26 protein-coding genes are annotated in these 24113 nt (G+C 43.1%); all 26 read right to left on the reverse strand.

The genetic code is table 11. From position 1 onward, the window contains the following. Positions 1–41: 41 nt before the first annotated feature. Positions 42–1121: a hydrogenase large subunit gene (locus G632_RS0101200; protein WP_022767207.1), complete on the reverse strand. Its 1080-nt coding sequence runs from the start codon at positions 1119–1121 to the stop codon at positions 42–44. A 14-nt stretch (positions 1122–1135) separates the two neighbouring features. Beyond that, complete coding sequence (locus G632_RS0101205) at positions 1136–1468, reverse strand: NADH-quinone oxidoreductase subunit C (RefSeq protein ID WP_022767208.1); 333 nt, start codon at positions 1466–1468, stop codon at positions 1136–1138. Then, positions 1465–2169: an NADH-quinone oxidoreductase subunit B family protein gene (locus tag G632_RS22485; protein WP_022767209.1), complete on the reverse strand. Its 705-nt coding sequence runs from the start codon at positions 2167–2169 to the stop codon at positions 1465–1467. The genes G632_RS0101205 and G632_RS22485 overlap by 4 nt, the downstream gene beginning before the upstream one ends. 21 nt (positions 2170–2190) lie before the next feature. Next, positions 2191–3060, reverse strand: coding sequence for a respiratory chain complex I subunit 1 family protein (locus G632_RS0101215; RefSeq protein ID WP_022767210.1), 870 nt, complete (start codon positions 3058–3060; stop codon positions 2191–2193). After that, positions 3060–4994, reverse strand: a complete 1935-nt coding sequence (locus tag G632_RS0101220; RefSeq protein ID WP_022767211.1) for an NADH-quinone oxidoreductase subunit 5 family protein — start codon at positions 4992–4994, stop codon at positions 3060–3062. Before G632_RS0101220 ends, G632_RS0101215 begins: the two co-directional genes overlap by 1 nt. 41 nt (positions 4995–5035) lie before the next feature. Continuing rightward, positions 5036–5356 carry a metal-sensing transcriptional repressor gene (locus G632_RS0101225; protein WP_022767212.1) on the reverse strand — a complete coding sequence of 107 codons (321 nt, stop codon included), beginning with the start codon at positions 5354–5356 and terminating at the stop codon, positions 5036–5038. Between the two features lie 132 nt (positions 5357–5488). After that, the gene (locus G632_RS0101230; RefSeq protein ID WP_022767213.1) at positions 5489–5932 is read right to left on the reverse strand and encodes a MarR family winged helix-turn-helix transcriptional regulator; all 444 of its coding nucleotides are present in this window, start codon (positions 5930–5932) and stop codon (positions 5489–5491) included. 55 nt (positions 5933–5987) lie between these two features. Further along, positions 5988–8408: an HAD-IC family P-type ATPase gene (locus G632_RS18455; RefSeq protein ID WP_022767214.1), complete on the reverse strand. Its 2421-nt coding sequence runs from the start codon at positions 8406–8408 to the stop codon at positions 5988–5990. An 8-nt stretch (positions 8409–8416) separates the two neighbouring features. Beyond that, positions 8417–8695 carry a cell division topological specificity factor MinE gene (gene minE / locus G632_RS0101240; RefSeq protein WP_022767215.1) on the reverse strand — a complete coding sequence of 93 codons (279 nt, stop codon included), beginning with the start codon at positions 8693–8695 and terminating at the stop codon, positions 8417–8419. Positions 8696–8709: 14 nt separating this feature from the next. Next, positions 8710–9489 carry a septum site-determining protein MinD gene (gene minD, locus G632_RS0101245; RefSeq protein WP_022767216.1) on the reverse strand — a complete coding sequence of 260 codons (780 nt, stop codon included), beginning with the start codon at positions 9487–9489 and terminating at the stop codon, positions 8710–8712. Between the two features lie 20 nt (positions 9490–9509). Next, on the reverse strand, positions 9510–10250 hold the full coding sequence (locus tag G632_RS0101250; RefSeq protein WP_155828826.1) for a septum site-determining protein MinC: 741 nt from the start codon (positions 10248–10250) through the stop codon (positions 9510–9512). Positions 10251–10429: 179 nt separating this feature from the next. Further along, complete coding sequence (gene tsf / locus G632_RS0101255) at positions 10430–11383, reverse strand: translation elongation factor Ts (protein ID WP_022767218.1); 954 nt, start codon at positions 11381–11383, stop codon at positions 10430–10432. 36 nt (positions 11384–11419) lie between these two features. Further along, positions 11420–12175, reverse strand: a complete 756-nt coding sequence (gene rpsB / locus G632_RS0101260; protein WP_022767219.1) for a 30S ribosomal protein S2 — start codon at positions 12173–12175, stop codon at positions 11420–11422. Positions 12176–12431: 256 nt separating this feature from the next. Then, the gene (locus tag G632_RS20810; protein WP_022767220.1) at positions 12432–13163 is read right to left on the reverse strand and encodes a hypothetical protein; all 732 of its coding nucleotides are present in this window, start codon (positions 13161–13163) and stop codon (positions 12432–12434) included. Between the two features lie 15 nt (positions 13164–13178). Beyond that, positions 13179–14168, reverse strand: a complete 990-nt coding sequence (locus G632_RS0101270) for a DUF6115 domain-containing protein (protein WP_022767221.1) — start codon at positions 14166–14168, stop codon at positions 13179–13181. Between the two features lie 71 nt (positions 14169–14239). After that, positions 14240–14620 (reverse strand): hypothetical protein, encoded by a 381-nt coding sequence (locus G632_RS0101275; RefSeq protein ID WP_022767222.1) that lies wholly within the window; start codon positions 14618–14620, stop codon positions 14240–14242. Between the two features lie 24 nt (positions 14621–14644). Further along, positions 14645–16222 carry a DUF342 domain-containing protein gene (locus tag G632_RS18465; protein ID WP_022767223.1) on the reverse strand — a complete coding sequence of 526 codons (1578 nt, stop codon included), beginning with the start codon at positions 16220–16222 and terminating at the stop codon, positions 14645–14647. 13 nt (positions 16223–16235) lie between these two features. Next, on the reverse strand, positions 16236–17009 hold the full coding sequence (locus G632_RS0101285) for a FliA/WhiG family RNA polymerase sigma factor (protein WP_022767224.1): 774 nt from the start codon (positions 17007–17009) through the stop codon (positions 16236–16238). Between the two features lie 19 nt (positions 17010–17028). Further along, a complete protein-coding gene (locus G632_RS0101290; RefSeq protein WP_022767225.1) occupies positions 17029–17370 on the reverse strand; it encodes a hypothetical protein in 342 nt (113 codons plus the stop codon). Beyond that, entirely contained in the window at positions 17367–17852 is a 486-nt protein-coding gene (locus G632_RS0101295; protein WP_022767226.1) for a chemotaxis protein CheD, read from the reverse strand. Before G632_RS0101295 ends, G632_RS0101290 begins: the two co-directional genes overlap by 4 nt. 15 nt (positions 17853–17867) lie before the next feature. Continuing rightward, complete coding sequence (locus G632_RS0101300) at positions 17868–18500, reverse strand: chemotaxis protein CheC (RefSeq protein WP_022767227.1); 633 nt, start codon at positions 18498–18500, stop codon at positions 17868–17870. A 14-nt stretch (positions 18501–18514) separates the two neighbouring features. Beyond that, positions 18515–19009 carry a chemotaxis protein CheW gene (locus G632_RS0101305; RefSeq protein ID WP_022767228.1) on the reverse strand — a complete coding sequence of 165 codons (495 nt, stop codon included), beginning with the start codon at positions 19007–19009 and terminating at the stop codon, positions 18515–18517. 50 nt (positions 19010–19059) lie between these two features. Continuing rightward, a complete protein-coding gene (locus G632_RS0101310; protein ID WP_022767229.1) occupies positions 19060–21180 on the reverse strand; it encodes a chemotaxis protein CheA in 2121 nt (706 codons plus the stop codon). 139 nt (positions 21181–21319) lie between these two features. Beyond that, complete coding sequence (locus G632_RS0101315) at positions 21320–22390, reverse strand: protein-glutamate methylesterase/protein-glutamine glutaminase (protein ID WP_022767230.1); 1071 nt, start codon at positions 22388–22390, stop codon at positions 21320–21322. Between the two features lie 2 nt (positions 22391–22392). Next, the gene (locus G632_RS0101320; protein WP_022767231.1) at positions 22393–23112 is read right to left on the reverse strand and encodes a flagellar brake protein; all 720 of its coding nucleotides are present in this window, start codon (positions 23110–23112) and stop codon (positions 22393–22395) included. A 47-nt stretch (positions 23113–23159) separates the two neighbouring features. Further along, a complete protein-coding gene (locus G632_RS0101325; protein WP_022767232.1) occupies positions 23160–24095 on the reverse strand; it encodes a MinD/ParA family protein in 936 nt (311 codons plus the stop codon). Between the last annotated feature and the right edge of the window lie 18 nt (positions 24096–24113).

Here is a 24113-nt window from a genome sequence, read left to right on the forward strand (position 1 = left end):
TCTATCTCCTTTAAGTGAAAAACATCTCTTTTAACAAATGATTATCTCTCTGTACAGCTGATACATGGATCAATTGTAAGAACCAGAATAGGCACATCAGCAAGGTCGCATCCCTTAAGTGTCTCAACGAGTCCTGAAAGATTTGCAAAAGTGGGTGTGCGGACTCTCATTCTGTCTATGAACTTAGTGCCATTAGCCTTAACGTAGTAGATAGCTTCTCCACGAGGCTGCTCAATTCTCATTACATACTCGCCGTTTGGCATTCCCTTAACAGGAACATCGATATCGCCTGAAGGCATGTGATCGATGAGCTGACGGATAATATCGAATGCCTGGAATATCTCTTTTATACGGCACTCTGTACGAGCATAGGAATCGCCTTCGGTTGAAACGATAGGCTCAAAATCAACATCGCCGTAAGCGCAATAGCCTGTTGTTCTGATATCTCTTGAAATACCGCTGGCTCTAAGGAAAGGTCCTGCACATCCAAGAGCATCAGCCTGCTCAGCAGTAAGAATACCAACGCCGCGAAGCCTTGTCTGTACAGCCATATCATTAAGGAATGGCTTAGAAATAACCTTAAGGTCCTCTTCCATCTTGTTTATTCTCTGATAGAAGTCCTTGAGCATCTCATCTGATACATCTCTTCTGATACCACCAACCTTCATAACTGAGAAGATTACACGGCCGCCGGTAGAAGCCTCGAACATATCAAGAGCTTCTTCTCTAAGTCTCCAGCACTCCATGTAGAGTGACTCAAATCCGAAAGCATCGGCAAGAAGACCGAGCCAGAGAAGATGTGAATGAATTCTTGAAAGCTCAGACCAGATTGTACGAAGGTACTTAGCTCTTGAAGGCACATCGATATCCATGATGTGCTCAACAGCCTCACTGTATCCAAGGCCATGGCCCAGTGAGCAGATACCACAGATACGCTCAGCAACATAGACCATCTCATTAAAATCTTTTTTATCAACCAGCTTCTCAAGACCTCTGTGGATGAATCCGATTGAAGGGATTGCTTCAACGACCTTCTCATCCTCCATAACAAGGTCAAGATGTATGGGTTCCGGAAGAACCGGATGCTGGGGTCCAAATGGAATTACACTTCTAGTAGACATTTTGGTTCCTCCAATTATTTAAATGGTGTCTCGATCGCTGTGCGATAGAGCTTTCCTTCAAAGTCAATGTTGATCATCTTGATCTGAACTCCGAAGAGATCATGCATCTCATTTTCATAAATGAATGCGCAGGGATAAATACTTGTGATACTTGAGATCTCCTGATCCTCGGGAAGAACCATCTTGAGGTTTTTCATCTCAAGGTCTTTTCCAAAGGTATAAATGAGCTCGTATGCATCGGGAACTCTTGTTGCGCACTGCTGAATAAGATGGTATCCGGCAAATTTAAGCTTCTGAGATTCATCAATGATGCTTTCTGGATTAACAGTTATAAATTCTGTATTCACTGTTTGTTTTCTCCTTTCTCAGAATTATCTGCCGCTGCAGGAGCTGGTGCAGGTGTAGGTGCTGGTGCAGCTGCCTTTGGTGCTGCCTGCGCAGGTGCTGCAGGAGCTACCGGCTTGGGAGCAGGCTTAGCAGTTGCCTTGATCTTCTCTTCAGCCTGCTGTCTAAGCGCTTCCTCAGTAAGTACTGCGTCATACTGTGTACTTGGATCGTAGTCATCCGCAGTCATATGAATAGCCATCTTTGAATAGTCTACTGTACAGTAGCCCTGCTTCATGGAGGCCTTAAGTTTAGCTCTCTTCTCCTCAAGGATGCCTACTGCCTTAACAACGCCCTCAATAAGAGCCTCGGGTCTTACTGCACATCCGGGAACATATACGTCTACGGGAACAACCTTATCTGCTCCGCCCAGAATGTTGTAGCACTCCTTGAAAATACCGCCATCACATGCGCAGATTCCGCAAGCTACAACAACCTTTGGATCAGGCATCATGTTGTAGAGCTGTCTCACAACAGGAGCTGTCTGTGCATTGATACCTCCTGTAAGAAGCAGCACATCTGCATGCTTGGGGTTTCCTGTATTGATGATACCAAATCTCTCAACATCATAGAGAGGTGTCATGGTAGCAAGAACTTCTATATCACAGCCGTTACAGCTGGAACCGTCATAATGTAACACCCATGGTGATTTTGCAATGTTCATTGATTTACTTCCCTTCTATTCTTATTTCAGTACGTTGAGGATCAGCAGATTAGTTCCTGCAAATACAAGGATAACTGCCCATGTTACTTTAAGCATTGTGATGTATTTAACTCGAGGGAACACGTTATCAATAAGTGTCTCAAGGAAGAATACAACAATGCAGGCAATTATTGCCCAGATTCTGCTGATAGGGCTCTGCGTAATAAAGAACATTCCAACAATACCCATCATCAGGACTGTGTCATACCACTCAGCAATCTCAACAAGAGCAAGGTTTGATCCGGAAAGGTCTGTTGTAAGTCCCTTTACCATCTCCTGATGCATGTGGTGTGATGTACTCAGATCGAAAGGTGATTTACGAAGCTTGATTATCAGGATAAATACGAAGCCGATAAAGAAGCCGGGAATCTGAATAATAGCAGGTGAACTTGCCTTGACAAGGTCGTTTACCATGAAGCTTCCCTGTGCATAGTAGAATCCGATTGCAACAAGCAGGGTCATAGGCTCATAGCACATCATCTGCAGAAGCTCACGCTGTGCACCCATGATACTGTAAGGACCGTTGGTTGAAAAGGCAGCCATGACCATAAGTACCTCTGACATTGATAGCGCAAAGAATACAAGGAGCATATCTCCGCCTGCAAAGAAAAGACAACCTGTAAATACGGTCATGATAAGATATCCTGTCACAAACAGAACCTGGATACTGTTAACAACGGTGGTCTGTTTGTGAAGGAGCTTGTTTACATCATAGAAGGGCTGAATAATAGGTGGGCCCTGTCTTCCCTGCATACGTGCAGCAAAGAGTCTGTCAGTACCTGACAGAAGTCCTCCGATAAGAGGAGCAAGTATTAAGTATAATACGGCTTTTATAATAAAGTTAATTTCCATCAGATAGCACCTCCAACAACGATGATCAGCATTACTGCCACCAGGACAGCTGCTACCCAGATACAAGGCCAGAGAAGTTTCTTCTCTCCGAAGTAATCTTCCATGTACCAGTTAGACATGTAAAGGGCTCTCTCCTTACCGAAGGAGTCTATGTAATGTCTGTCGTCGCCCGCGTTAACACCGGCTACATAAGACATTGTCATCTTGGAGTTCTTACCAATAGAAAGGAATCTTGATCCAATAGGAATCATGAATACCATAGCAACCATGATCATCATGATGATGACATCACTTCCGCCGATAACATCAGGGATGTTAGCATGATATGCCTCATCAAGGATTGGCTGGATCATGTGGCCTGACATCCATGGGAATGCAAAGCACATGATGATGATAAGTGAAGTAAGAGGGAAAATTGAAACCAGCTCACTTCTTGGTGTAATATCTTCAAGCTCAAAGGACTGATGGATTACTGTACAGATTTTTCCAAGCCATTTAGCCCAGTAGAAAAGTGTGCTTCCTGAACCAAATACAAGGAAAAGAACCAGCCATACAGATCCTGAATCAACGAAGGACTTAAGCGCTGCCCACTTTGATACCAGCATTCCGAAAGGAGCCATGAACATTCCGCAGATACCGATGATCATGATGAAAGCAAGTCTTGGAAGCTTGATGATAAGACCGTGCATATCCTCGATGTCACGGCTGTGCATGCAGTTCTCGATATCGCCGACTGTCTGGAACAGAAGTGACTTGGAAACAGCATGGAAAAGAACCAGCATAACAGCTGCCCAAACACCTTCCTGAGTTCCTGTACCTGCGCATGCAGTAATAAGACCAAGGTTTGAAATTGTTGAATAAGCAAGTACCTTCTTACCGTCACTTACTGTAATAGCAAGAAGTGATGCAGCAAAGAATGTAAATCCACCGATGACAGTGATCATTACACCTGTCAGTGTTCCCTTCATAAGAGGTGAAAGTCTGATCAGCATATATACACCGATCTTAACCATTGTAGCCGAGTGAAGAAGTGCACTTGAAGGTGTAGGTGCAACCATGGCGCCAAGGAGCCATCTTGAGAATGGGAACTGTGCGCTCTTTGTAAGTGCAGCAAACGCAAACAGTGTAGCGGGTACAATAAGAGCAGCCTCCTTCATACCCATATCTGTAACCTGGCTTAAGTTAGAAATGCCAAATCCCATGTTGCAGATCATAAGTCCTGCTGCGAATCCGCATCCACCGAGAAGATTCATCCAAAGTGCTCTGAATGAATTGTCTACTGCTTCCTGTGTTCTTGTGTATCCGATCATAAGGAATGAGCAAACTGATGTGATCTCCCAGAAGAAATAAATCCAGCTAAGGCTGTCTGATGAGATAAGTCCAAACATTGCTCCAAGGAATACAAACATAAGAGCAAGGAAATAATTGGATCTATCCTGAACATCTGTGTGATGATGATGATAGTCCTTCATATATCCTGATGCGTAAATACAGATAAGGATACCTACGATACCTACAATAAGGTACATTACAGCTGCAAAGGTATCGATTCTGATATGAGTATTACCTTCTACAACTCTTCCTGTCAGGTCCATCCAAAGAACCGGGATAGTTCCTGCCAGTGAGAACAGGATCGCATAATATTTCTTGTACTTGATGCTGAGGAAGCATACAAGGCACATAAGGAATACTTCTCCTGCGATCACAAACTTATCAGGTAAGTGGGTGTTCTCAAGATACATAAACTGAGATGTATCTCCTGATGTGATAACGGTAATTGCCACATAAATAGCAGCTGCCATGATAGTAAACCCACCAATCATAATAACAGCACTTCTAAGACGGCTTGTCTGCTTAAGAAGTCCTACTATTATTGCCATGATAAATGGGAAAAGAATTAGAAAGTTTACTACGTCAATAATTGGAATAGTCAAGGATTTTCGCCCCTTTCACATACGATTCTCCAAGCCAAGGCTTAGGAGTTTTTCATAAATTTGTCGACAGCCTCGTTTAATTCAACGATAGCCTGTTCATCCCCGTCCTGAACTGCGTGAACAATGCAATGACTCATATGTTCCTTCAGTATCTCTTTTCCGCAGTTATTGATCGCGGATCTGACGGCAGCCAGCTGTATGAGTACTTCAGTACAATCTCTGTCATTCTCCACCATGGTCTTAACTGACTCAAGGTGTCCTATTGCCTTTGAAAGCCTGTTGACGATAGCTTTCATATGTTCAGGGTCATGATGATGCTCATGATGATGGTGATCATGATGATCCTGAGAGTGACCTGTCATATAAACCTCCATAAATAATGTGCGTTTATGTTAATTTTTTGACTTTCCTTTGTAAAAAAAATCAAATCCCCAATAAACGCACAACTGACCGAATAACATTATATTTCTGTTGACTAAAAAAATCAATAAAGATTATCTAACATTTCCTATAATCTTGTATAAAAGCTTGTAGAGTACTCCAGCCTCTTCTGCTGTGAGCTGTACACATGAACCCATTGCATCAGGAATAGAGAGTGCCTTTTCTCTTAAAGCCATGCCCTCTTCTGTGATTGAAACAACAAGATTTCTCTCATCCTCTGATGATCTCTCTCTTGTGATATATCCCTTTGATTCAAGTTTTTTAAGAACAGGAGTAAGTGTACCGGAATCAAGATAGAGACACTCACCTAAAGTCTTAACATTGACAGTGCCCTTCTCCCAGAGAACCATCATTGTGATGTACTGAGTATAGGTAAGGTCAATATCATCAAGGTAAGGCTTATATTTCCTGATGATCTCCTTTGAACAAGCATAAAGCGGGAAACAAAGCTGCTTTCCAAGTTTGAGTGATTCATATTTTTCTTCGTTAATACACATAATAATCTCCATCAAATCAAATTTTATACTATTAAATTATACCACAAAATTTGAATTATGCTCTTTTATCTTTTGTAAATGCTAAATTACTTTGAACCTTCTCCTCGACAAAGGTAAAGAACATAGTAAGATAGCGCATGAAAGGCTCTGTTGCAATTGCAAACAAAACAAACAGCATAGCACATTTCATTGATACATGGCTGATAGAGAACAGATCATTAAAGATGATTGCTGCAAGTATCATGCCAAGGATACAGCCTCCGATAACACGAAGTCTGTACTTATTAAGAGGATAACAGATGTTTGCCAGGATAATAAATCCGACTATTGCTAAAAGAAATGTCGAAGCAACCGAAACATCCACCTGATCCACGCCAAAAGTATTTCCAAATACCACCAGTGCTGCTATCGCCAAAAAGTCTGTAAGTGCTGCAGGCATAGCTTTTAAGAGAACCTTAATAAGGAAGTGACCTTCTATTCTCTTATTGTTGGGCTCCATAGCCAGGAAGAAACCGGGTATTCCTATGTTAAACAAGCTCACCATGGTGATCTGTGATGGCTGGAGCGGATATGTAACAACATTTATTATGGAGAATACAGCAAGCAACAGTGAAAAGATATTCTTCACCAAAAACAGTGTTGCTGTTCTCTCTATGTTATTTATATTCCTTCGTCCCTCTGCCACTATCTTGGGCATGTTCGCAAAGTCATCATCCATGAGAACAACCTGAGCTGCCTGAACAGCTGCATCAGAGCCGGCTGCCATGGCAACGCTGCAATCTGCATCCTTCATGGCAAGGATATCGTTTACACCATCACCGGTCATGGCAACGGTATGGCCATCTCTTTTAAGAGCCTTTACAATCTTCTGTTTCTGCTCAGGAGATACACGTCCAAATACAGTGTATTCCCTCACAGCTGCTGGGATGTCACCATCGTCAAGGGTGCTGGCATCCACATATTTATCACTGTTCTCAATGCCGGCATTGGCCGCCACATTTGATACAGTCATGGGGTTATCACCGGATATAACTTTGACATTTACGCCTTGTTTCTTAAAGTAAGTAAATGTTGCAGGTGCATTTTCTCTTATAGGATTCTGCAGCAGAATGAATACCAGAGGCACTGTCTTAGCCCCTTTAAGTACTCCGTCTGGAAGCTCAACTGACAGATCATCACTGTTTTCATCAATGACAGCTGTTCCGTCAGCTCCGCCGAAATAGCTCGCAAAACATAAAACTCTAAGTCCTACCGATGCATAGCTGTTTATAAGGTCTTTGTAATTCTCATATTCATCCTGAAGCACAAACTCCGGTGCTCCCATCAGATAGGTTCCGTCCTTGAACTGAACTCCGCTGTATTTGAATTTTGATGAGAAAGGATGGAATGATAAACATGTTCTGCTGTTTCTTATGGGGAAATAATCCTCAAGAGCATGCATGGTTATGTTGTCATCCGGAACGCATCCGATATAGTCAGCTATCAGATTAACATAGTAATCTAAAGCCTCAGGTTCCTTTGAACCGTCAGATAAAACAGCATCGGCTACAAGCATACTGTTGTCGGTTATGGTACCGGTCTTGTCTACACAGATCGTGTCTACTCTCGCCAGAGTCTCAATACTTCTCATGTCATGAAGCATAACCTTTTGCTTGGCAAGTCGTATGGTACTAAGTCCAAGCGTAATGCTAAGGAGCAGATAGAGTCCTTCAGGAATCATTCCGATAAGAGCTGCAACCATTGATGGAACGCTTTCAGCAAAGGAATTGCCCTGAATAAAAAAGCTCTGAACAAAAAGAAGTATGCCAACAGGAATAATGATAAGTCCTGCAAAAGCAACAATCTTGTTGATGGATTTTACCATCTCGGACTGCTCTGAAGAAGGCATCTTCTTGGCCTTAAGCATAAGCTTTGAAATGTAAGAGTCCTGTCCGACTCTTGTCAGCTCTGCAAGGCACTTACCTGAAACAACAAAGCTTCCGGACATGAGCTCATCTCCGGATTTCTTGTTGATTTCATCGGCTTCACCTGTAAGAAGCGCCTCATTAACGGAAATCTCACCGTCAATAACTATTGCATCTGCGCAGATCTGGCTTCCGGCAGAAAGAACTATCACATCACCAAGAACAAGCTTGTCTACATGCACAATCTTCTCTTCACCGTCTCTAATGGCTGTCACCGTGGTCTGGTGAAGGACCTTTAGCCTGTCTAAAATGTTCTTGGCCTTAATTCCCTGGAAAATACCTATAAGGGCATTACAGATAATAACCGGAAGAAAGGTAAGCGAATTCCATGCCCCGGAAATTACCAGCAAAATGGCCATAATAAAGAATATCAGGTTGAAATATGTAAATATATTCTCTCTGATTATTTCCCTATTGGTCTTTCCGATATTTTCAATTTGTGTGTTGCCTTTTCCCTGCTGCAAAAGTTCATTAACTCTTGCAGCTGAAAGGCCTCTACTGTTACTGTCCATAATTTGGTTTATTTTGCACTATGATTAATGTTCTTAATAGGAATATTGGCGTAAAGAGCGGGAACTGTCTTACCGCTGTTATCCTCAGTGTCCATCTGGGTGAAATTGATGTCAATTCCATCCATATCAATCTCAGCGTACTTAGAAAGCACTTCTATGATGTCGCTTCTTATTTTCTGCATTATCTCAGGAGAGCAGCTGGCTCTGTCAGATACAAGAACAAGCTTTAATCTGTCTTTAGCAACATCGCTTGATGATTTCTTTTTAAATATGTCTGTAATCTTCATTGCTCAGCCTCCTATCACTTTTTCTTAAACCAGGAAAAAAGCCCCTTTCTCGCTTCGAGATCAAGGAAAGGAACTGCCTCACCCGTAACTCTTCTGCAGATATTCATGTATGCCTGACCTGCCAGTGAATTGTCACCAACCAAAGGCTCACCGTTATTGGTGGCTACTACAATATTCTCATCATCCGGAACCTGACCGATAAGCTCTACTGCAAGAATATCCACAACATCATCCGCAGACATCATGTCGCCTCTCTTTATCATATCAGGACGAAGTCTGTTTACAACCAGCTGAGGATTCTTGATTTCATTGGCCTCTAAAAGACCTATGATCCTGTCTGCATCTCTTACCGCTGACACCTCAGGTGTAGTAACAACAAGTGCTCTGTCAGCTCCTGCAATAGCATTCTTAAATCCCTGCTCAATTCCTGCCGGGCAGTCAAGAATGATGTAATCAAACTCTGCTTTTAATTCATCTGTGAGCTTTTTCATCTGCTCGGGTGTTACGCTGGTCTTATCCCTTGTCTGAGCTGCAGGTAAGAGGAAGAGGTTCTCGTACTTCTTATCTCTTATAAGAGCCTGCTTCAACTTGCAGTTCTCCTCTACAACATCAACCAAAGTGTAGACAATTCTGTTCTCAAGTCCCATAACGACATCAAGGTTACGCAGTCCTATATCAGTATCAACAAGAACAACCTTCTTGTTAAGCTTGGCAAGACCTGTTCCAAGATTGGCAGTAGTTGTTGTCTTACCAACACCGCCTTTTCCTGATGTAATAACTATTACTTCTCCCATGTTTTCCTCCTGAACTTCTTTTAAATCTTATAAAACTCTCTTAAAAATGATGCACCGTAGCCTGTCTTAACTATATGACCGTTCTCGATGTAGGCCACTTCCGGGTCTCCTTCGGTACTGGATAAGAACTTCTTTTTCTTTACCTTAAGCTTTGCTCCTTTTTCAGCATCCGGAGAAATGGCTATGGCATCTGCAATCCTTACCTGGATTGGACGAAGGTCCAGTGCCATGATGATAGCATCCCTGTCACCTCCTGCACCTGCGAAGGCATTGCCTCTTAATTCTCCAAGAATATAGATGCTTCCATAAGAAGTAACATTAGCACCTGGCTTAACATCGCCCATTACTACAATGCTTTTTTCACTGGAAATATCCTGCCCGGAGCGCAGATTGCCCCTGTAGATCAATGCGCTGTCATCAAATGTGTCATCAAGTGGCACGTCGATAGAAACAGGTTCCTGCTCCGGTTCCAAAACACCCATAGCACGCTTAAAGCCTGTTTCAAATACTGATTCATCGTCAATGATACAGGTAATTGTAAGGTCTGAATTTGCCTGAATGATTTCAACAACTCTATCAGTCTCTCCATCAGAGAGCTGCCTTCCTCTGATATGAAGTCCCATATTGTTCCTGCCGAGAAATGATGATGCCTCCTTAAACTTATCCTTAATGGAAAGGCAAAGATCCTCGAAAGATAAAGACGGATTCAAAACCAGAATGATGCCTGACTTTGTTCCCTTGATTGTTACTGCTGCATCCAAAATGAAATCACCCAACCTTCTTCATACAATATGTGCGTATTTCATCCCCAAAACGCACTATGACTAGTATATGACATTTGCCCTTAAAATTCCACATTCAAAGTGCACAAAATAATATTTGGATAACAAAAAGGAGCTTTGGATTAACCAAAGCCCCTGAAATGCTTTTCTTAAAAGAATTAGTTAAGAGTTCCTGCCTGCTTAGCAACTTCCTCAGCGAAGTTCTCGTTCTTCTTCTCTATACCCTCACCGGTCTCGAAACGAACGATCTTCTTGATCTTGAGGTTTGCACTGTTGTTCTTGCCAACCTGTGCAAGGTACTGAGCAACAGTCTGCTTGCCATCCTCAGCCTTAACGTAAACCTGCTCATTGAGGCAGATCTCCTTGAACTCCTTGTTAAGACGTCCAACAAGCATCTTCTCGATGATTTCCTGAGGCTTTCTCTTGTTCTCAGGAAGCTCCTCGTTCTCCTTCATAGCCTGAGCAAGAAGGATCTCCTTCTCGTGGTTTCTGTACTCCTCTGAAATATCCTCAGAAGAAATGAACTTAGGATTAAGAGCTGCAACCTGCATAGCTACGTTCTTAACAGCATCCTTGATGTCATCGTTAACAACATCAGTATCTGCCTCAACAAGAACAGAAATTCTTCCGCCGCCGTGCACGTAAGGAACTACGATACCGTTCTCTGCGACAACCTTCTCAAATCTTCTGATGCTGAGCTTCTCAGAAATAACTGCTGTGATCTCGACAAGAGCATCGTTAACAGTCTTGGACTCGTCAAGGTTCCACTTCTCAGCCATGAATGAATCAAGATCCTTGGAATCTGAATTAACAGCCTGCTGTGCTACTGCCTCAACAAATGCCTGGAACTTATCGTTCTGTGCAACGAAGTCAGTCTCTGAGTTAACCTCAACAACTGCTGCTGTCTTGTCATCCTTTGTGGCGATTCTTGTAAGACCTTCAGCTGCGATTCTGCTGGCCTTCTTCTCTGCCTTCATGATACCGTTCTTTCTAAGGTACTCAACGGCTGCATCCATATCTCCGTTAGTCTCTGTAAGAGCCTTTTTGCACTCCATCATTCCGGCGCCTGTAGACTCACGTAACTCTTTAACCATTGCTGCTGTAATAGCCATTTATCTATCCTCCGTAAGGTTTATTTTATTCGATGATTAAGCCTCTACTGTCTCTTCTGCAGCTTCCTCTGCGCCCTCAGCGTCATAGTTAGCAGCTGCATCAGACTCTGCACCCTGATTAGCCTCGATAACAGCGTCTGCCATCTTACCAACGATAAGCTTTACTGCTCTGATAGCATCATCGTTACCAGGGATGATGAAGTCAAGCTCTTCAGGATCACAGTTTGTATCACCGATACCGATAAGTGTGATTCCAAGAGACTCAGCCTCCTGAATGCAGATTCTCTCCTTCTTAGGATCTACAACAAAGATAGCATCAGGAATTCTCTTCATATCTCTGATTCCGCCAAGGTTTGCCTGAAGCTTAGAAAGCTCCTTCTTAAGCTGAGCAACTTCCTTCTTAGGAAGAACATCGAATGTTCCGTCTTCCTGCATCTTCTCGATAGCCTTCATACGAGCAATTCTTGACTGAATTGTCTTGAAGTTTGTAAGCATTCCACCGAGCCATCTCTCATTTACATAGTACATTCCGCAACGCTCAGCCTCTGTCTTAACTGCATCCTGAGCCTGCTTCTTGGTTCCAACGAAAAGAATTGTTCCACCCTGCTGTGCAATCTCGAATACTGCCTTGTAAGCCTCGTCAACCTTAACAACTGACTTCTGAAGGTCGATGATGTGGATTCCGTTTCTCTCTGTGAAGATGTAAGGAGCCATTTTAGGGTTCCATCTTCTTGTCTGGTGTCCGAAATGTACACCTGCCTCAAGTAACTGTTTCATTGATACAACGCTCATTTTAATACCTCCGTTTGGTTTAATCTTCCGCAAATCCCTTACTCGCAAGTCCACAAGGGGCGTTATCCTATGTGGTGAGCTCCGGGCTGATCAGCACTACTGACACCGGCCTGGAAGAAGGATATGCGTGTTTAATTGTTACTGCTATGTACCTTCAAATGGGCATAAATAGCCTATATGAGTCCACAGCTCTCTAATATTATCATAAGAGAAGCAATAAATCAACAAAAAAAGAAGCGGAAATTCCACTTCTTTTTTAACCTGTGGTTATTATCTTGGCTATCTGTTCATAAGTTGCATTTTCAGGAAAAGACTTGGTTCCTGATCTAATAATTCTATCAATCCTGTTTTCTACAAGATATTTATTAAAAGCTACTGCATCATCTACGATTCCTTCTCTTGCAAGAAGAGCAGCCACGCCATCACTTCCCATTCCTCCGGGGATTGTGATCTGTTTGGTTCCTGAATTGCTTGCTGCTGTATCTTCTGAAGGCTTTGTGGTTTCTGCAGATGTTGACTCTGTTGACGCCGCCTCACTAACTGAGGTTTCTGCAGCTGAACTTACTTCTTCTGATCCGCTTGTTGCAGCTGTGCTTGTTTCTTCTTCCTGTTTATTATCGGCAGATGCATCAGAGCTGCTGCTACTTTCTGCGATCTGATTTTCTGTTTCTTTCGTCTCTTCAGCCACTTCTGAAACAGGTGGATCTGATAGAGCGATTTCCGTGTTGACTTCTTCAGGTATTTTTTCTCCGATTTGATCCAATGCCTGATTGGATGAAGATGCATCATCGCTTCCTACCTCACTGTCTTCACTTTGTGTCTGGGTCAGAACCTCTGCCGAGCTTTCGATCATTCCAAGAGCCTTAGCTCTTTTTATGACCTCAGCATCGCTCATGGTCGCCTTTCTTCCCCCAAGGGCAAAGCCCATAACTATCGCAGTGAGAATTATTCCGATTCCCATACCGCGAAGATAATACTTAAGTTTCATGTACTGCACATCCTCTTATCTGACTTTTCTATGCTTGTTTGAAAGATCGATTACAAGCTTAACTTCCCCTATACCAAGGCCAAGCTCTCTTGCAATGACCATATTAGACTTGCCGGCCTTGTGCATTTCTATGATCTGCTTATTCTGCGAAACAGGATCGTTGGCTGTGAGTTCCTTCATATTCTTATCAGGGTTCTTGGATCTTCCTTCAACTCTGACAGCCTCGGTTATCTGAACAACCTTGGATGAAGTCTCTTCCTTTTCTTTTCCGCCTATCACATGGAGATTTGAAATCTGCTCTGAAGTAAGAACTTCCGCAGGAATCTCTTCCAGAATATCAAGTTCCTGTAAATTCTTTTCATCTACATATCCGCTCTCAACCGGCAAAGGTTCCGGTTCAGGCTCTATCTGACTCATAGCCGGCTTAACAGGCTCTGCCTTCTCAGGTGTTATTTGCTTTGGCTTAACGGGAATCTTGATCCCGCTTAATGTATCCTCAGTTTCATCTAAAAGAATCGCTCTTACATTATCAGGAGTCTGCGCCTTCAGAGAACTTGTTGCCTCCTGGGCTTCTCTGGCAGTAGCTTCTGCATCTCTTACAACTTGCTTGGCTTCATCGGCCTTTTTTGTTACCTCAGTGACAACATTGGTAAGATTCTTGTGTTTGTCATTGAGCATGTCATACATGAACATTACTTCGTCATGATTTTTGTGGATATCATTGATAACAGTATCAGAATACTCGCCAATTGCCGAAAGCTTTTCATTGGAGATGCGTTCCATGGCTCTTTCTGTTCTGTCCAGAGAATTCTCGACGGTGTCATCCACCATATCTTCGATGGTTTCCTTCTGATCCTCAACCTCACGTCTAACAAGCTCACGAATTTCACGTTCCATGAGCATCTTGTCTTCTTCGTCAAGCTCTTTTCCTGCAGGAAGAAGGTATCCCAATATGATCGCGGCAAATCCCGCGACGATGAGAACAATTTCCGTAATACTTATCATTTCTCCGCCCAATTACCCCACAAAAATTAAACGTACGTAAAAATACGTCTATTTATTATAATATAGATAGCTCAAATCTTCAAATCAAAACCGGATGAGATACGAAAATCAACAGGCTTTCCGTTTCTGTCAAGAATATTGCCTGCCATCTTCTCCATCTGTTCAACGGTGAGCTGTCTTTCAGGTGGGTTATCCCCGTTTTTCCCTCTCCTGTTTTTTCCACCGTCTCCCATGTATTCGTTTGAACCTTTGTCCTGCGCATCAGCGTTCATTCTGCCCTGGTCAATGTCATTTTTGGCATTGACGGAGTGTTCCTTGTTCTGAACCTCTTCTCTGAACTGAGCCTGAAAATTCTGCTGGTCCGCTACGGGTCTTGCCTCCTCGGCAGCCCTTATTGATGTGACATCTGTCGATGTCGCCATCACCCCAAAATCGATGTGATTGATTGACATGGGTCATACACCTCCTCTCTCCTCTTAGATCGGTGCTAGTCTCACATCCCCTTCTTTTATTACAAACCTGCTGTATTGAACAGGTTTTTTAACTATCATGGATAGCTCGCCTATACTTACTGTTGTGCCCGGATAAGCTGTCCCCTCAACAATTACATCAGCTTCCTTGGCCTCTGCAAGTCTTTCCATAAGTTCTGCATATTCAGTTGAATCCTGTTCGACCTGAGCGCTAAGAGTCTTATTGAGTTCAATAAGCTTCTTGGCATTAGCAACCTGATCCGGCGTGAACTTCGCTCCGGCCTTTAACATCTTGGTAAAGCCCTCAATAGTAGGTCTGATGCCTTCCAGGTTCTTATTGGCCGCTGCGATGCTCTTTTGCAGATCTTTCAGTCTTATCTTAACCTGTGGATCGGCGCCTACCTCAATAACTGTATTGGCTCCCATCTCAGATCCAAGGATCTTGGCTTTTATCCTGTCGGATGCGGATACTTTACCTCCGGCAATAAAGCCTCTTCTTCCGGTTACGTTTATCTCTGTTCCGGAAGATACTGTTGAATGGAGAATGCACTCGCTGGTTATTCCACCTCTTGCTGATATATTAGCATTTTCTATAAATTTTGTAACTACATTTCCGCCGGCCTTTATATTTCCACCTGCTTTTACTCCGCATTCAAGGATAACATCGGCGCCTGCATCCAGGTTAGCTCCTTCAACAATACCTCTTACAACGATATTTCCACCTGCTTTTACGCTGAAGTTGCTCGCAACAACGCCCTTTACTTCAACGCTGCCTTCAAAATCTATATTACCTGTGGCAACATCTACATTTTCAAGAACAAGGACGTCGGATACTGTGATCTTTCCGTCTTTTAAAGTAACATGGCCGGACTTTTCGGCAGTCAGTGTCAGTTTATCTTCGGAAAGAACAGTGTTTTTTCCATATTTAATAAAAGCGCTCTTTACAGCGTGAGGTTTAATATTCTCACCATGAACATTTATGCCTGGTTCACCGAGCTCTTCCGGGTGCAACGTAGCAAGGAGCTGTCCTGCCTGAACATTGTTTATGAGATTCAAATGGAAATAGTCCACACTGCCGTCTTCCTTTAGTGTGGGCTTTGCCCTCAGATTTGCATTAAAATGAAGTTCTATTTTGGCATCATGGCCTTCTTTTACCGGCTTACCCTGTGCCACAACAATCTCAGTACAGTATTTTCTGTGCTCAAAGAAATCGTGAATGTTATCAGTCTGTATGCCATAAGTCACCTTCCTGTAAGCAAGGGAATTCATGACTTCTTTCTCTGTCATGAGCTCCGCTCCTTCGCTGGGAGGGTAAAAAAATGCCGTGACAGTCATACGATCCTTTGAAATGTCGAATTTACAGCCTTCTCGCTCAGGAAGAAGCTGGGCATCTGTAAAGATAACAACATTCTCATCCGCCTTTGTCACAGCATCGTTAATAACAACTACATCATATTGAATTTTTCTATCATCCAGATAATCCCTTACGTCATTGACATTTAAGGGCTGACCCCCATCGGTCGGTGCATAGACCCTGATTCCGGTTCCTTTTGGTGTTATAACCAGTTGAAAATACCCATTCATATTCTACCTCACATTATCTGGAACCTGTTACAATTCCAAGATAATCTCCAAGCTTTTCTCTCATCTTCTGGAGTGCTCTTGTATGGAGCTGTGACACTCTGGATTCTGAGACTTCAAGCACTTCTGCAATCTCTTTAAGTGTAAGTTCTTCGTAGTAGTAAAGAAGAATGACTTTCTTTTCTTTATCGGTGAGCTTTTCCAGTGACTCAGCCAGCATTTTCTTTAGCTCTTCTTTTTCCATAGCCTCTTCTGGTTTTACAAATGAAGAGCTTCTGTTGTTGGAATCTTCAGGTATATCCGATCCCTGCTCCATAAATTCATTGAGGGATACAACACCTGTAACCTTCATCTGATTCTGCCAGTTCTGATACTCATCCTCACTGATCTCCATCTTGGCAGCAATCTCTGCATCCGTGGCAACATGACCTCCATCCCTTTCAATTTCTCGAATGGCGGCCTCGATTTTCTTTTGCCTCTGTCTTATTGTACGTGGAATCCAATCCATCTTTCTGATCTGGTCAAGGATTGCTCCCCTGATACGAAGGCTTGCATAAGTTTCAAACTTAACGTCCTTCATGAGATCAAATTTGTCGATGGCATCGATAAGACCAAAGATGCCATAACCAACAAGATCGTCATATTCCACGTTAAAGCCAAGGTACATGCTAAGTCTTCCGGCGACCAGTTTTACTAAAGGTGCATACTCCAAAATCAGCTGCTCACGTATATCAGCTGATTTTGTCTTGTGATATTCTGTCCATAATTTATTTCTGCCTGCCTCATCCATGCAACTTTATCCCCAATTTTTAAAATTGTGGTGGCAATTCCTGACCTTCTCCGGTTCCGATTTCTTCGCCACCTTCCGCCTCCATTGCGGCTCTTGCCTCTTCCTCAAGGCGTTCTGCTTCGAGTCTCTCTGCCAGGGCCTTCTCATAGTTGATCTCAAGAAATCTGTTGAGCATCTTCTCAATGATGAGGCCAATGACAAGAAAGATCACTACCGAAGCAAATACGATAATGAAAAAATCTCCTGCCGGATAGTGCTTAAAGTACGTAAAGATCGCAATGATCGCAGTACAGCTAAGCACTATCAGCGGTGTGACAACCTTTGTATTGACTTTTTTAATTTGATCAATATCGGTATTCATATAATTTTCTCAGGCTTTCCAACTGCCCTAATTACAAAGTTTCCATTTTCCGGATAAAAAATGACCGTTCTACCATAGGAATCACCGGTGTCCTGAGCAAGTACGGGAATATTCATATCCTTGAGCTTTTTGAGCGTAGCCTGAACGTTTCGATCTCCGACGCGCATCGTCTGGTTACTGCTCTGGAATGCAAACATCTGGGCGCCTCCGGCAATCTTGGCAACAAGCCTTTGCCTGCTGGCTCCCTTTGCCACAATCTGTTTTATCAGCTCCTCAATTCCCGTGTCAGCAAATTTCGGTATATTCGAATTGTTCTTGATCTCAGTTGAGTCCGGTAACATTATGTGTGCCAAGCCACCAATCTTGGTGACCGGATCCCTTACAGCAATTCCTACGCAGGATCCAAGTCCCAAAGTTGTTATTCCGTCAGGGCTGACACAAATATTCAGATCGGCCATACCAACCTTAATTATTTGACTCATATGTCGCCCTTTCGTTTAAAGCTGCACATCTCCCATACCAAGTGAAGAAAGAATCTTACTGTATCCATCCATATCGGGAAGGAGAATAAAATATCCACTAAGCTTCATTTCATCAAAGAACTGTGTTTCAATCAGCAGGATCTTGTCTCCCATCATACCAAACTGGATAGCAGGTACACTAAGAATCGCTGCAGCCATATCAATGGCAACGTAAGGAATCGACGGAACCATCTTTAAGTTAGTCATCATAGAAAGTGAATTCAGATAGGAACCTGTTATGATATTTCCTACTTCCTTCAGAGCTGACATCTCAACCTCGTCAAACTCTTCATCCTCAGACTTTGGTCCTGTCCCCATCAGCTTATCTACCAGGTGCCTTGCTGCCACTTTGTTGAGAAGGAACATGATACTTCCGTCGATATCTCCTTCTACAGCAAGATAAATACCTGCCATGATCTGCTCTGCGCCGCCCATCATATCACCGACATCCTTAAAATCAAGGAGTCTTACCTGTGGTACAGCCATATCTACCTTTGTGCCGATCATCTGCGCAAGTGCTGTGGTTGCATTTCCGGCACCAATATTTCCCAGTTCCTTCAAAATGTCAAAGTATTGACTGGAAAGATTGTCAAGACTCATCTCACCCATATTTTATCCTCCGATCAGCCGGCGTTTTGTGCTTTCTCTTTTGCATCCTTCTCAGAAACAACTGCATCAAGATCAAGAATGGATACAAGACCACCATCGTAGTGTCCAACTCCGTTTACAAATGATGCCTCTGTCTTTCCCTTCTTGTCATCATAGCGAACCTTCTCTACATTGTTTGAATCAAGTGTGAGAACCTGATTAACCTGGTCAACTATGATACCAACAAGATCGCCTTCTCCGGTCTTAAGGATAATGATCCTTGTCTTTCCTGTAATCTCATCCTCGGCAAGTCCCATTTTCTTTCTTACACTCATAACGGGAACAATCTCGCCTCGAATATTGATAACACCCTTAAGATAGTCATCAACCTTGGGAACCCTGGTTATCTGCTGCATCCTAACGATATTGTCAATGTATTTGATGTTGATTCCGTATTGCTCGTCATCAATTTTTATAATAATGTACTGAATAAGCTCGCCAGCTTCGGCTTTATCTCTAAGTTCATTCATATCGATATTCTTCCTTTCTTTTTACATAGAAGTAACACGCGGCCAAACTCTTAAATTACAGAGTTAGTATCAAGGATAAGTGCTATCTCACCATCACCAAGGATAGTAGCACCGCTTATGAGTTTACACTTAGATGTATACTTGCCAAGAGGCTTAATAACGATTTCCTGCTGGCCCATGAGTTCATCGATTACAAGTCCGTAGGACTGATCTCCCTTTCTTGTAATAACAACTACCATGTCTTCATCGGGAGACTTGGTGGACTCTGTATCAAGAACCTCATTAAGTCTTATGATAGGAGTTACGCTTCCACGAAGATTGATAACTTCCTTATTCTCAACGAGCTTTAAATCTGAAGGAGATACATCCTCAATACTCTGAATTGAGTCAAGAGGAATAGCATACTTCTCTTCGCCGATGATTACCATCAGAGCCTGAATAATAGCAAGTGTAAGAGGAAGTCTGATAACCCAGGTAGAACCTTCGCCAAGCTTTGTTCTAACGGTTACTTCACCGGAAAGTGATTCAACCTTTGACTTAACAACGTCAAGTCCTACGCCTCTACCTGAAATTTCAGATACCTGCTTGGCAGTTGAAAATCCCGGATGGAAAAGAAGTTCTACACACTGTTTTTCTGTTAAAAGAGCTGCCTGTTCAGGAGTTACAACACCCTTCTCAATAGCTTTATTCTTAACAGCCTCAGCATCGATACCGTTACCATCATCACCAACCTCGATAACAACGCTGTTACCATCCTGGAAAGCATGGAGGAATATCTGTCCTACTTCAGGTTTTCCACGCTGTGCACGAAGCTCAGCTGACTCAATACCATGGTCAGCACTGTTTCTGATAAGGTGCATAAGAGGATCACCAATCTCATCGACAACGGTACGATCCATTTCTGTATCTTCACCTGTCATGGTGAGTTCCATCTTCTTGTTAAGAGTCTTATTAAGGTCACGGATCATACGAGGGAATTTCTGAAGTACGCTCTCGATAGGAACCATTCGAACTTTCATGACTGACTCATGAAGGTTTGTGGTTACACTCTCAAGGTACTCAATCTGCTCGTTGACGTTTCCGTTACTAACACCTGATGTATTAGCTGCTGAAATAAGAGAGTTCTTAGCAATGATAAGCTCACTGACAAGATTCATCAGAACATCAAGTTTTTCAATATCAACACGGACTGTTCTGTTAACAACAGGCTTTCCGACAGGCTTCTTTCCGCCTGCTCCGCCGGCTGCAGGTGCAGCTGCAGGAGTCTGTTTAGCAGGCTCTGCTGCGGGCTTTGGAGCCTCTGCTGCAGGAGCAGGTGCAGGTGCTTCTTCCTTATCTTCGGCACTCTTAGCGCCATTGAGATCGAATTCTCCGCACTCACAGCCTTCAACCTCAGAAACAGCCTTTACTATTTCCTCAACCTTTTCTTTTGATTCATCTGTGATAACTATTAAACTGAAGCTGAAATCAAACTTCTCATCTTCGATATCCTGTGTTGAAGGATCAGAAACGGCAATCTCACCGATTTCTTCAAGGCCCTTGAAAACAAGGAAGCCTCTGGCTGCCTTCAAAATACAGGATTCCTGAATATGAACTGTAACACCGTAAATCTTCTTACCCTGTGATACAGCTTCTTCCAATGTAGATTTAACAGACGGATCGAGCTTAATTGCTCTGTAATCCGAAGAACCGTCAGCTCCGGCCGCAGGCGCATCACCACCAGACGGTGCTGCTTCAGCTGCAGGTGCAGCATCTGCTGCAGGCGCTGCATCTGCTCCGCCACCGCTTGTGCCATTACGTATATCTGCCAGAGCTTTAATTATATTCTGGTGCTCCTCAGTACCCTCGTCCTGATTTTCTGTGATATTGTCTACGTACTCCTGAATAGCATCAAGGCACTGCAACAAAACATCAATATCAGCAGATTTGATCTTGATCTTGCCGCCACGAACGTCTGAGAAGACATCCTCCATGTCGTGAGTAAGATTCTGCATTCTGGTATAGCCCATAGTTCCTGCCATACCTTTCATAGAATGCGCCGATCTGAAGATCTCATTGATACAATCTTCATTCTCAGGATCCTGCTCGAGAACCATGATGTTGTCATTAAGAGACTGAAGGTGCTCCTTTGCTTCATCGAGAAAGACACTTAGATACTGGGAAACATCCATAACCTATTTACCTCCATGAGAAAGATTTAGTTCAACGTGTATACTTATTATCGCATACTTTTGAACATTATATCGGCTTTCTGAATGGAGGAATTTAAGAATTTTAGATTAAAGAATTATTAAAAAGTAATGAAACCCCTCAATTCACACCGACATGCATTATTATTTCCTGGGCAATGTTATCAAGTTTAACAACCTGATCCACAAGCCCAGCCGTTGCTACAGCTTTGGGCATTCCGTAAACGGTACAGGTGCTTTCATCCTGTCCGATCACATGTACTTTTTTCTTTGTCTTTAGATTCTTGATTCCTTCTGTACCATCAGCTCCCATTCCGGTCATTACAACACAGCAGATCTCGTCGTAATCTGAATCCATCAGGGACTCGTACATAAAGTTTGCGCAGGGCCTTACACCCTCTCTGGTAGGTCCATCCACATAATGGATAGTGCTCTTACCACCACTCTTTACCACATGCATATGCTTTCCGCCGCGGGAGATATAAACTGTTCCGCTCTGGAGCTGATCGCCTTCGGCAGCTTCTTTTACCTTAATCTCTGAGAGTGAATCAAGTCTCTCTGCAAGAGAAGCTGTAAAGCCTTCCGGCATATGCTGAACCAGTACAACAGGTGTTTTGAGATTCTTGGGCAGTTTGGGTATTACAGCCTGAAGTGCTCTTGGTCCTCCGGTTGAACTTGCTATTGCAACAATTCTGTTGCCGGTAATCTTGCTGGCAGATTTTGTTACAAGCTCTACAACCTTTCTGGATTCCTTAGCTTCTTCAAAGGAGAATGCCTTTGTTGCTACCGGAAGTCTACTGTTTGCCACGGCTGCAAGAGTGTTGATGAAATGCTTACCGAATTCTTCTCCTCTACACTCAGAAGCCCTGTCAGGCTTATGTACGAAATCCAGAGCACCCAGATCAAGACAGTCCATGGTAACCTTTGCACCTTCTTTGGTATCGGTGCTGGCCATCATTATCCTGGCTTTGATCTTATTCTTCTGAAGTTCCTTCAGCATCGTAATACCGTCCATACGAGGCATATTGATGTCAAGAACTACAGCGTCATAAGTATTCTTTTTCAGAAGTTCAAGGCCTTCTAAACCGTCCTTAGCCTTGTCAACCACCTGGAATCTTGAATCTGCATTAATAATATCACTGAGTACGGTTCTCATGAGTGCAGAGTCATCAATAAGTAGAATTTTTTTCATAATTAAGTCTGCTTCTTTCTGATTTTTCGTTCTTCCTCAAAGATAAAATGTATGATATCTTCTCTGGAAGTCTCGTCAATGTAAATGTACTGGATACGGTGTTCAAACAGTCCCGGTCTGGCTTCAAGCTCCTGGACCTTAAGGACATTGCAGATCATTTCATACTCTTTGTTCAGATTTCCCGGAAGTGAATATGCACAGTATATTGTGCTTCCCTCCTCATATCGGAAATTCGATACAAATCTAAGTCCGCCTCCGCTAATGTCTACAACAACGCTCTTTTGAAGGTTATCTCCCGGATCAACGAGGTATTTTCTGTTCATCTCAAAAGCCTCCTGTTCCTCCTTGGAACAGAGCCTTGACTTAAGCTCCAGAGCACAGCTGAATCTGTAGTATTCTCTTCTCTGAAGTTTAGAAAGCTCGCTGGTCAGATCCAGTACAAGAATGTACATGTTGTCGCTTCTGTATCTGTCAACGATCTTGGCAAAGCATTGAAACAGGCCCTTGGTTGAATAAAAGCACAGGCTGTATTCTCCATCTACCGGTAAAAGAACTATCTTCCCCCTCTCAAAGGGCATCAGCACTTCAATTCTGTCGTCTGATGTTACGTCCATTATCTTACTCATGTAGATGTGTTTGGTACGAGAATCATCGTCCATCCATAACTTGCCTGTGGCCTTTAGCTCCACCCTGTTGCCCGGTGAAATGTAGTCAGTGAGCATTCATTTATCTCCATTATTTTGATAATAATATTATAACACGGTAATTGTTAATTTGGTGAAACAGGTGCATTTGCCGAAGCAGATGCAGGGATCTGTGTGCTTGAAAGCTTTCTGCCTGTGATGATATGGGAAAAGAATGCAGCCATACCCCTCTGCTTAACTTCCATGGTCTCACCCGGATTCATAAGCATTCCTGCGATATTTTCAAAAGCCTTAACGGATTTGGCATTTGGGTACTGCAAAGAAACAGGTGACTGCTGCATTACGCTCCTTGCAAGCATCTGATCCTGAGGAATAGCCCCGAGATATGTCAGCGGAAGCTTCAAATATCTTGCAACAACTGCATTTAGCTTGTTAAAGAGCTGCTGACCCTCATCATCTGATGACACCCTGTTGGATACAACCTTCACCTTGGTATTCTCTCTTGAAAATCTCGGCGACTGATTGAGCGCCTTTAACAAAGAATAGGAATCGGTAATAGATGTCGGCTCCGGTGTCGTAACCAGAATGATCTCTCCGCTTGCAACCAAAAACTCCATAACTGCGCTGGAAATTCCGGCTCCGGTGTCGATTATGATGATATCCGCAATAGCATCAAGCTGTGCCAGATTAACAATGATGTACACAAGATAATCACGGCTTAAGTTGTACATTCCGGAAATACCTGAACCTCCGGAGATAAAGCCTACCCCCTCAGGTCCCCAGGTAATGATATCTTTTATGTTTTTCCCCTGATAAATAAGGTCGCTGAGATTATGTTTTGGAATTGTACCAAACATGATCTCAATATTGGCAAGCCCAAAGTCGGCATCAAGGATTATTACTCTTTTTCCCATCTTCCGAAACTGAACGGCGAGGTTGATGGCAACGTTACTCTTGCCGACTCCTCCTTTTCCGCTGGTGACGGTAATGATCCTGGCCAGGGGCCTTTGAGGCTTACTCTGATTCTTTATTATATTTCTTAACTGTTGCGCCTGATCCATATACTAACACCCAACAAA

The organism is Butyrivibrio sp. NC2007 (assembly GCF_000421405.1).
Lineage (GTDB): Bacteria > Bacillota > Clostridia > Lachnospirales > Lachnospiraceae > Butyrivibrio.

Coding starts and splice junctions, on each gene's coding strand:
- G632_RS0101300 (WP_022767227.1), bottom strand. CDS start 18,500: ATGGGTGAGATGAGTCTTGACAATCTTTCCAGTCAATACTTTGACATT.
- G632_RS0101320 (WP_022767231.1), bottom strand. CDS start 23,112: ATGCTCACTGACTACATTTCACCGGGCAACAGGGTGGAGCTAAAGGCC.
- G632_RS0101225 (WP_022767212.1), bottom strand. CDS start 5,356: ATGACAGGTCACTCTCAGGATCATCATGATCACCATCATCATGAGCAT.
- G632_RS18465 (WP_022767223.1), bottom strand. CDS start 16,222: ATGAATGGGTATTTTCAACTGGTTATAACACCAAAAGGAACCGGAATC.
- G632_RS0101310 (WP_022767229.1), bottom strand. CDS start 21,180: ATGGATGTTTCCCAGTATCTAAGTGTCTTTCTCGATGAAGCAAAGGAG.
- G632_RS18455 (WP_022767214.1), bottom strand. CDS start 8,408: ATGGACAGTAACAGTAGAGGCCTTTCAGCTGCAAGAGTTAATGAACTT.
- tsf (WP_022767218.1), bottom strand. CDS start 11,383: ATGGCTATTACAGCAGCAATGGTTAAAGAGTTACGTGAGTCTACAGGC.
- G632_RS0101315 (WP_022767230.1), bottom strand. CDS start 22,390: ATGAAAAAAATTCTACTTATTGATGACTCTGCACTCATGAGAACCGTA.
- G632_RS0101200 (WP_022767207.1), bottom strand. CDS start 1,121: ATGTCTACTAGAAGTGTAATTCCATTTGGACCCCAGCATCCGGTTCTT.
- G632_RS20810 (WP_022767220.1), bottom strand. CDS start 13,163: ATGAAACTTAAGTATTATCTTCGCGGTATGGGAATCGGAATAATTCTC.
- minE (WP_022767215.1), bottom strand. CDS start 8,695: ATGAAGATTACAGACATATTTAAAAAGAAATCATCAAGCGATGTTGCT.
- G632_RS0101285 (WP_022767224.1), bottom strand. CDS start 17,009: ATGGATGAGGCAGGCAGAAATAAATTATGGACAGAATATCACAAGACA.
- G632_RS0101305 (WP_022767228.1), bottom strand. CDS start 19,009: ATGAATGAACTTAGAGATAAAGCCGAAGCTGGCGAGCTTATTCAGTAC.
- rpsB (WP_022767219.1), bottom strand. CDS start 12,175: ATGAGCGTTGTATCAATGAAACAGTTACTTGAGGCAGGTGTACATTTC.
- G632_RS22485 (WP_022767209.1), bottom strand. CDS start 2,169: ATGAACATTGCAAAATCACCATGGGTGTTACATTATGACGGTTCCAGC.
- G632_RS0101230 (WP_022767213.1), bottom strand. CDS start 5,932: ATGTGTATTAACGAAGAAAAATATGAATCACTCAAACTTGGAAAGCAG.
- G632_RS0101325 (WP_022767232.1), bottom strand. CDS start 24,095: ATGGATCAGGCGCAACAGTTAAGAAATATAATAAAGAATCAGAGTAAG.
- G632_RS0101290 (WP_022767225.1), bottom strand. CDS start 17,370: ATGAATACCGATATTGATCAAATTAAAAAAGTCAATACAAAGGTTGTC.
- G632_RS0101270 (WP_022767221.1), bottom strand. CDS start 14,168: ATGATAAGTATTACGGAAATTGTTCTCATCGTCGCGGGATTTGCCGCG.
- G632_RS0101215 (WP_022767210.1), bottom strand. CDS start 3,060: ATGGAAATTAACTTTATTATAAAAGCCGTATTATACTTAATACTTGCT.
- G632_RS0101295 (WP_022767226.1), bottom strand. CDS start 17,852: ATGAGTCAAATAATTAAGGTTGGTATGGCCGATCTGAATATTTGTGTC.
- minD (WP_022767216.1), bottom strand. CDS start 9,489: ATGGGAGAAGTAATAGTTATTACATCAGGAAAAGGCGGTGTTGGTAAG.
- G632_RS0101275 (WP_022767222.1), bottom strand. CDS start 14,620: ATGTCAATCAATCACATCGATTTTGGGGTGATGGCGACATCGACAGAT.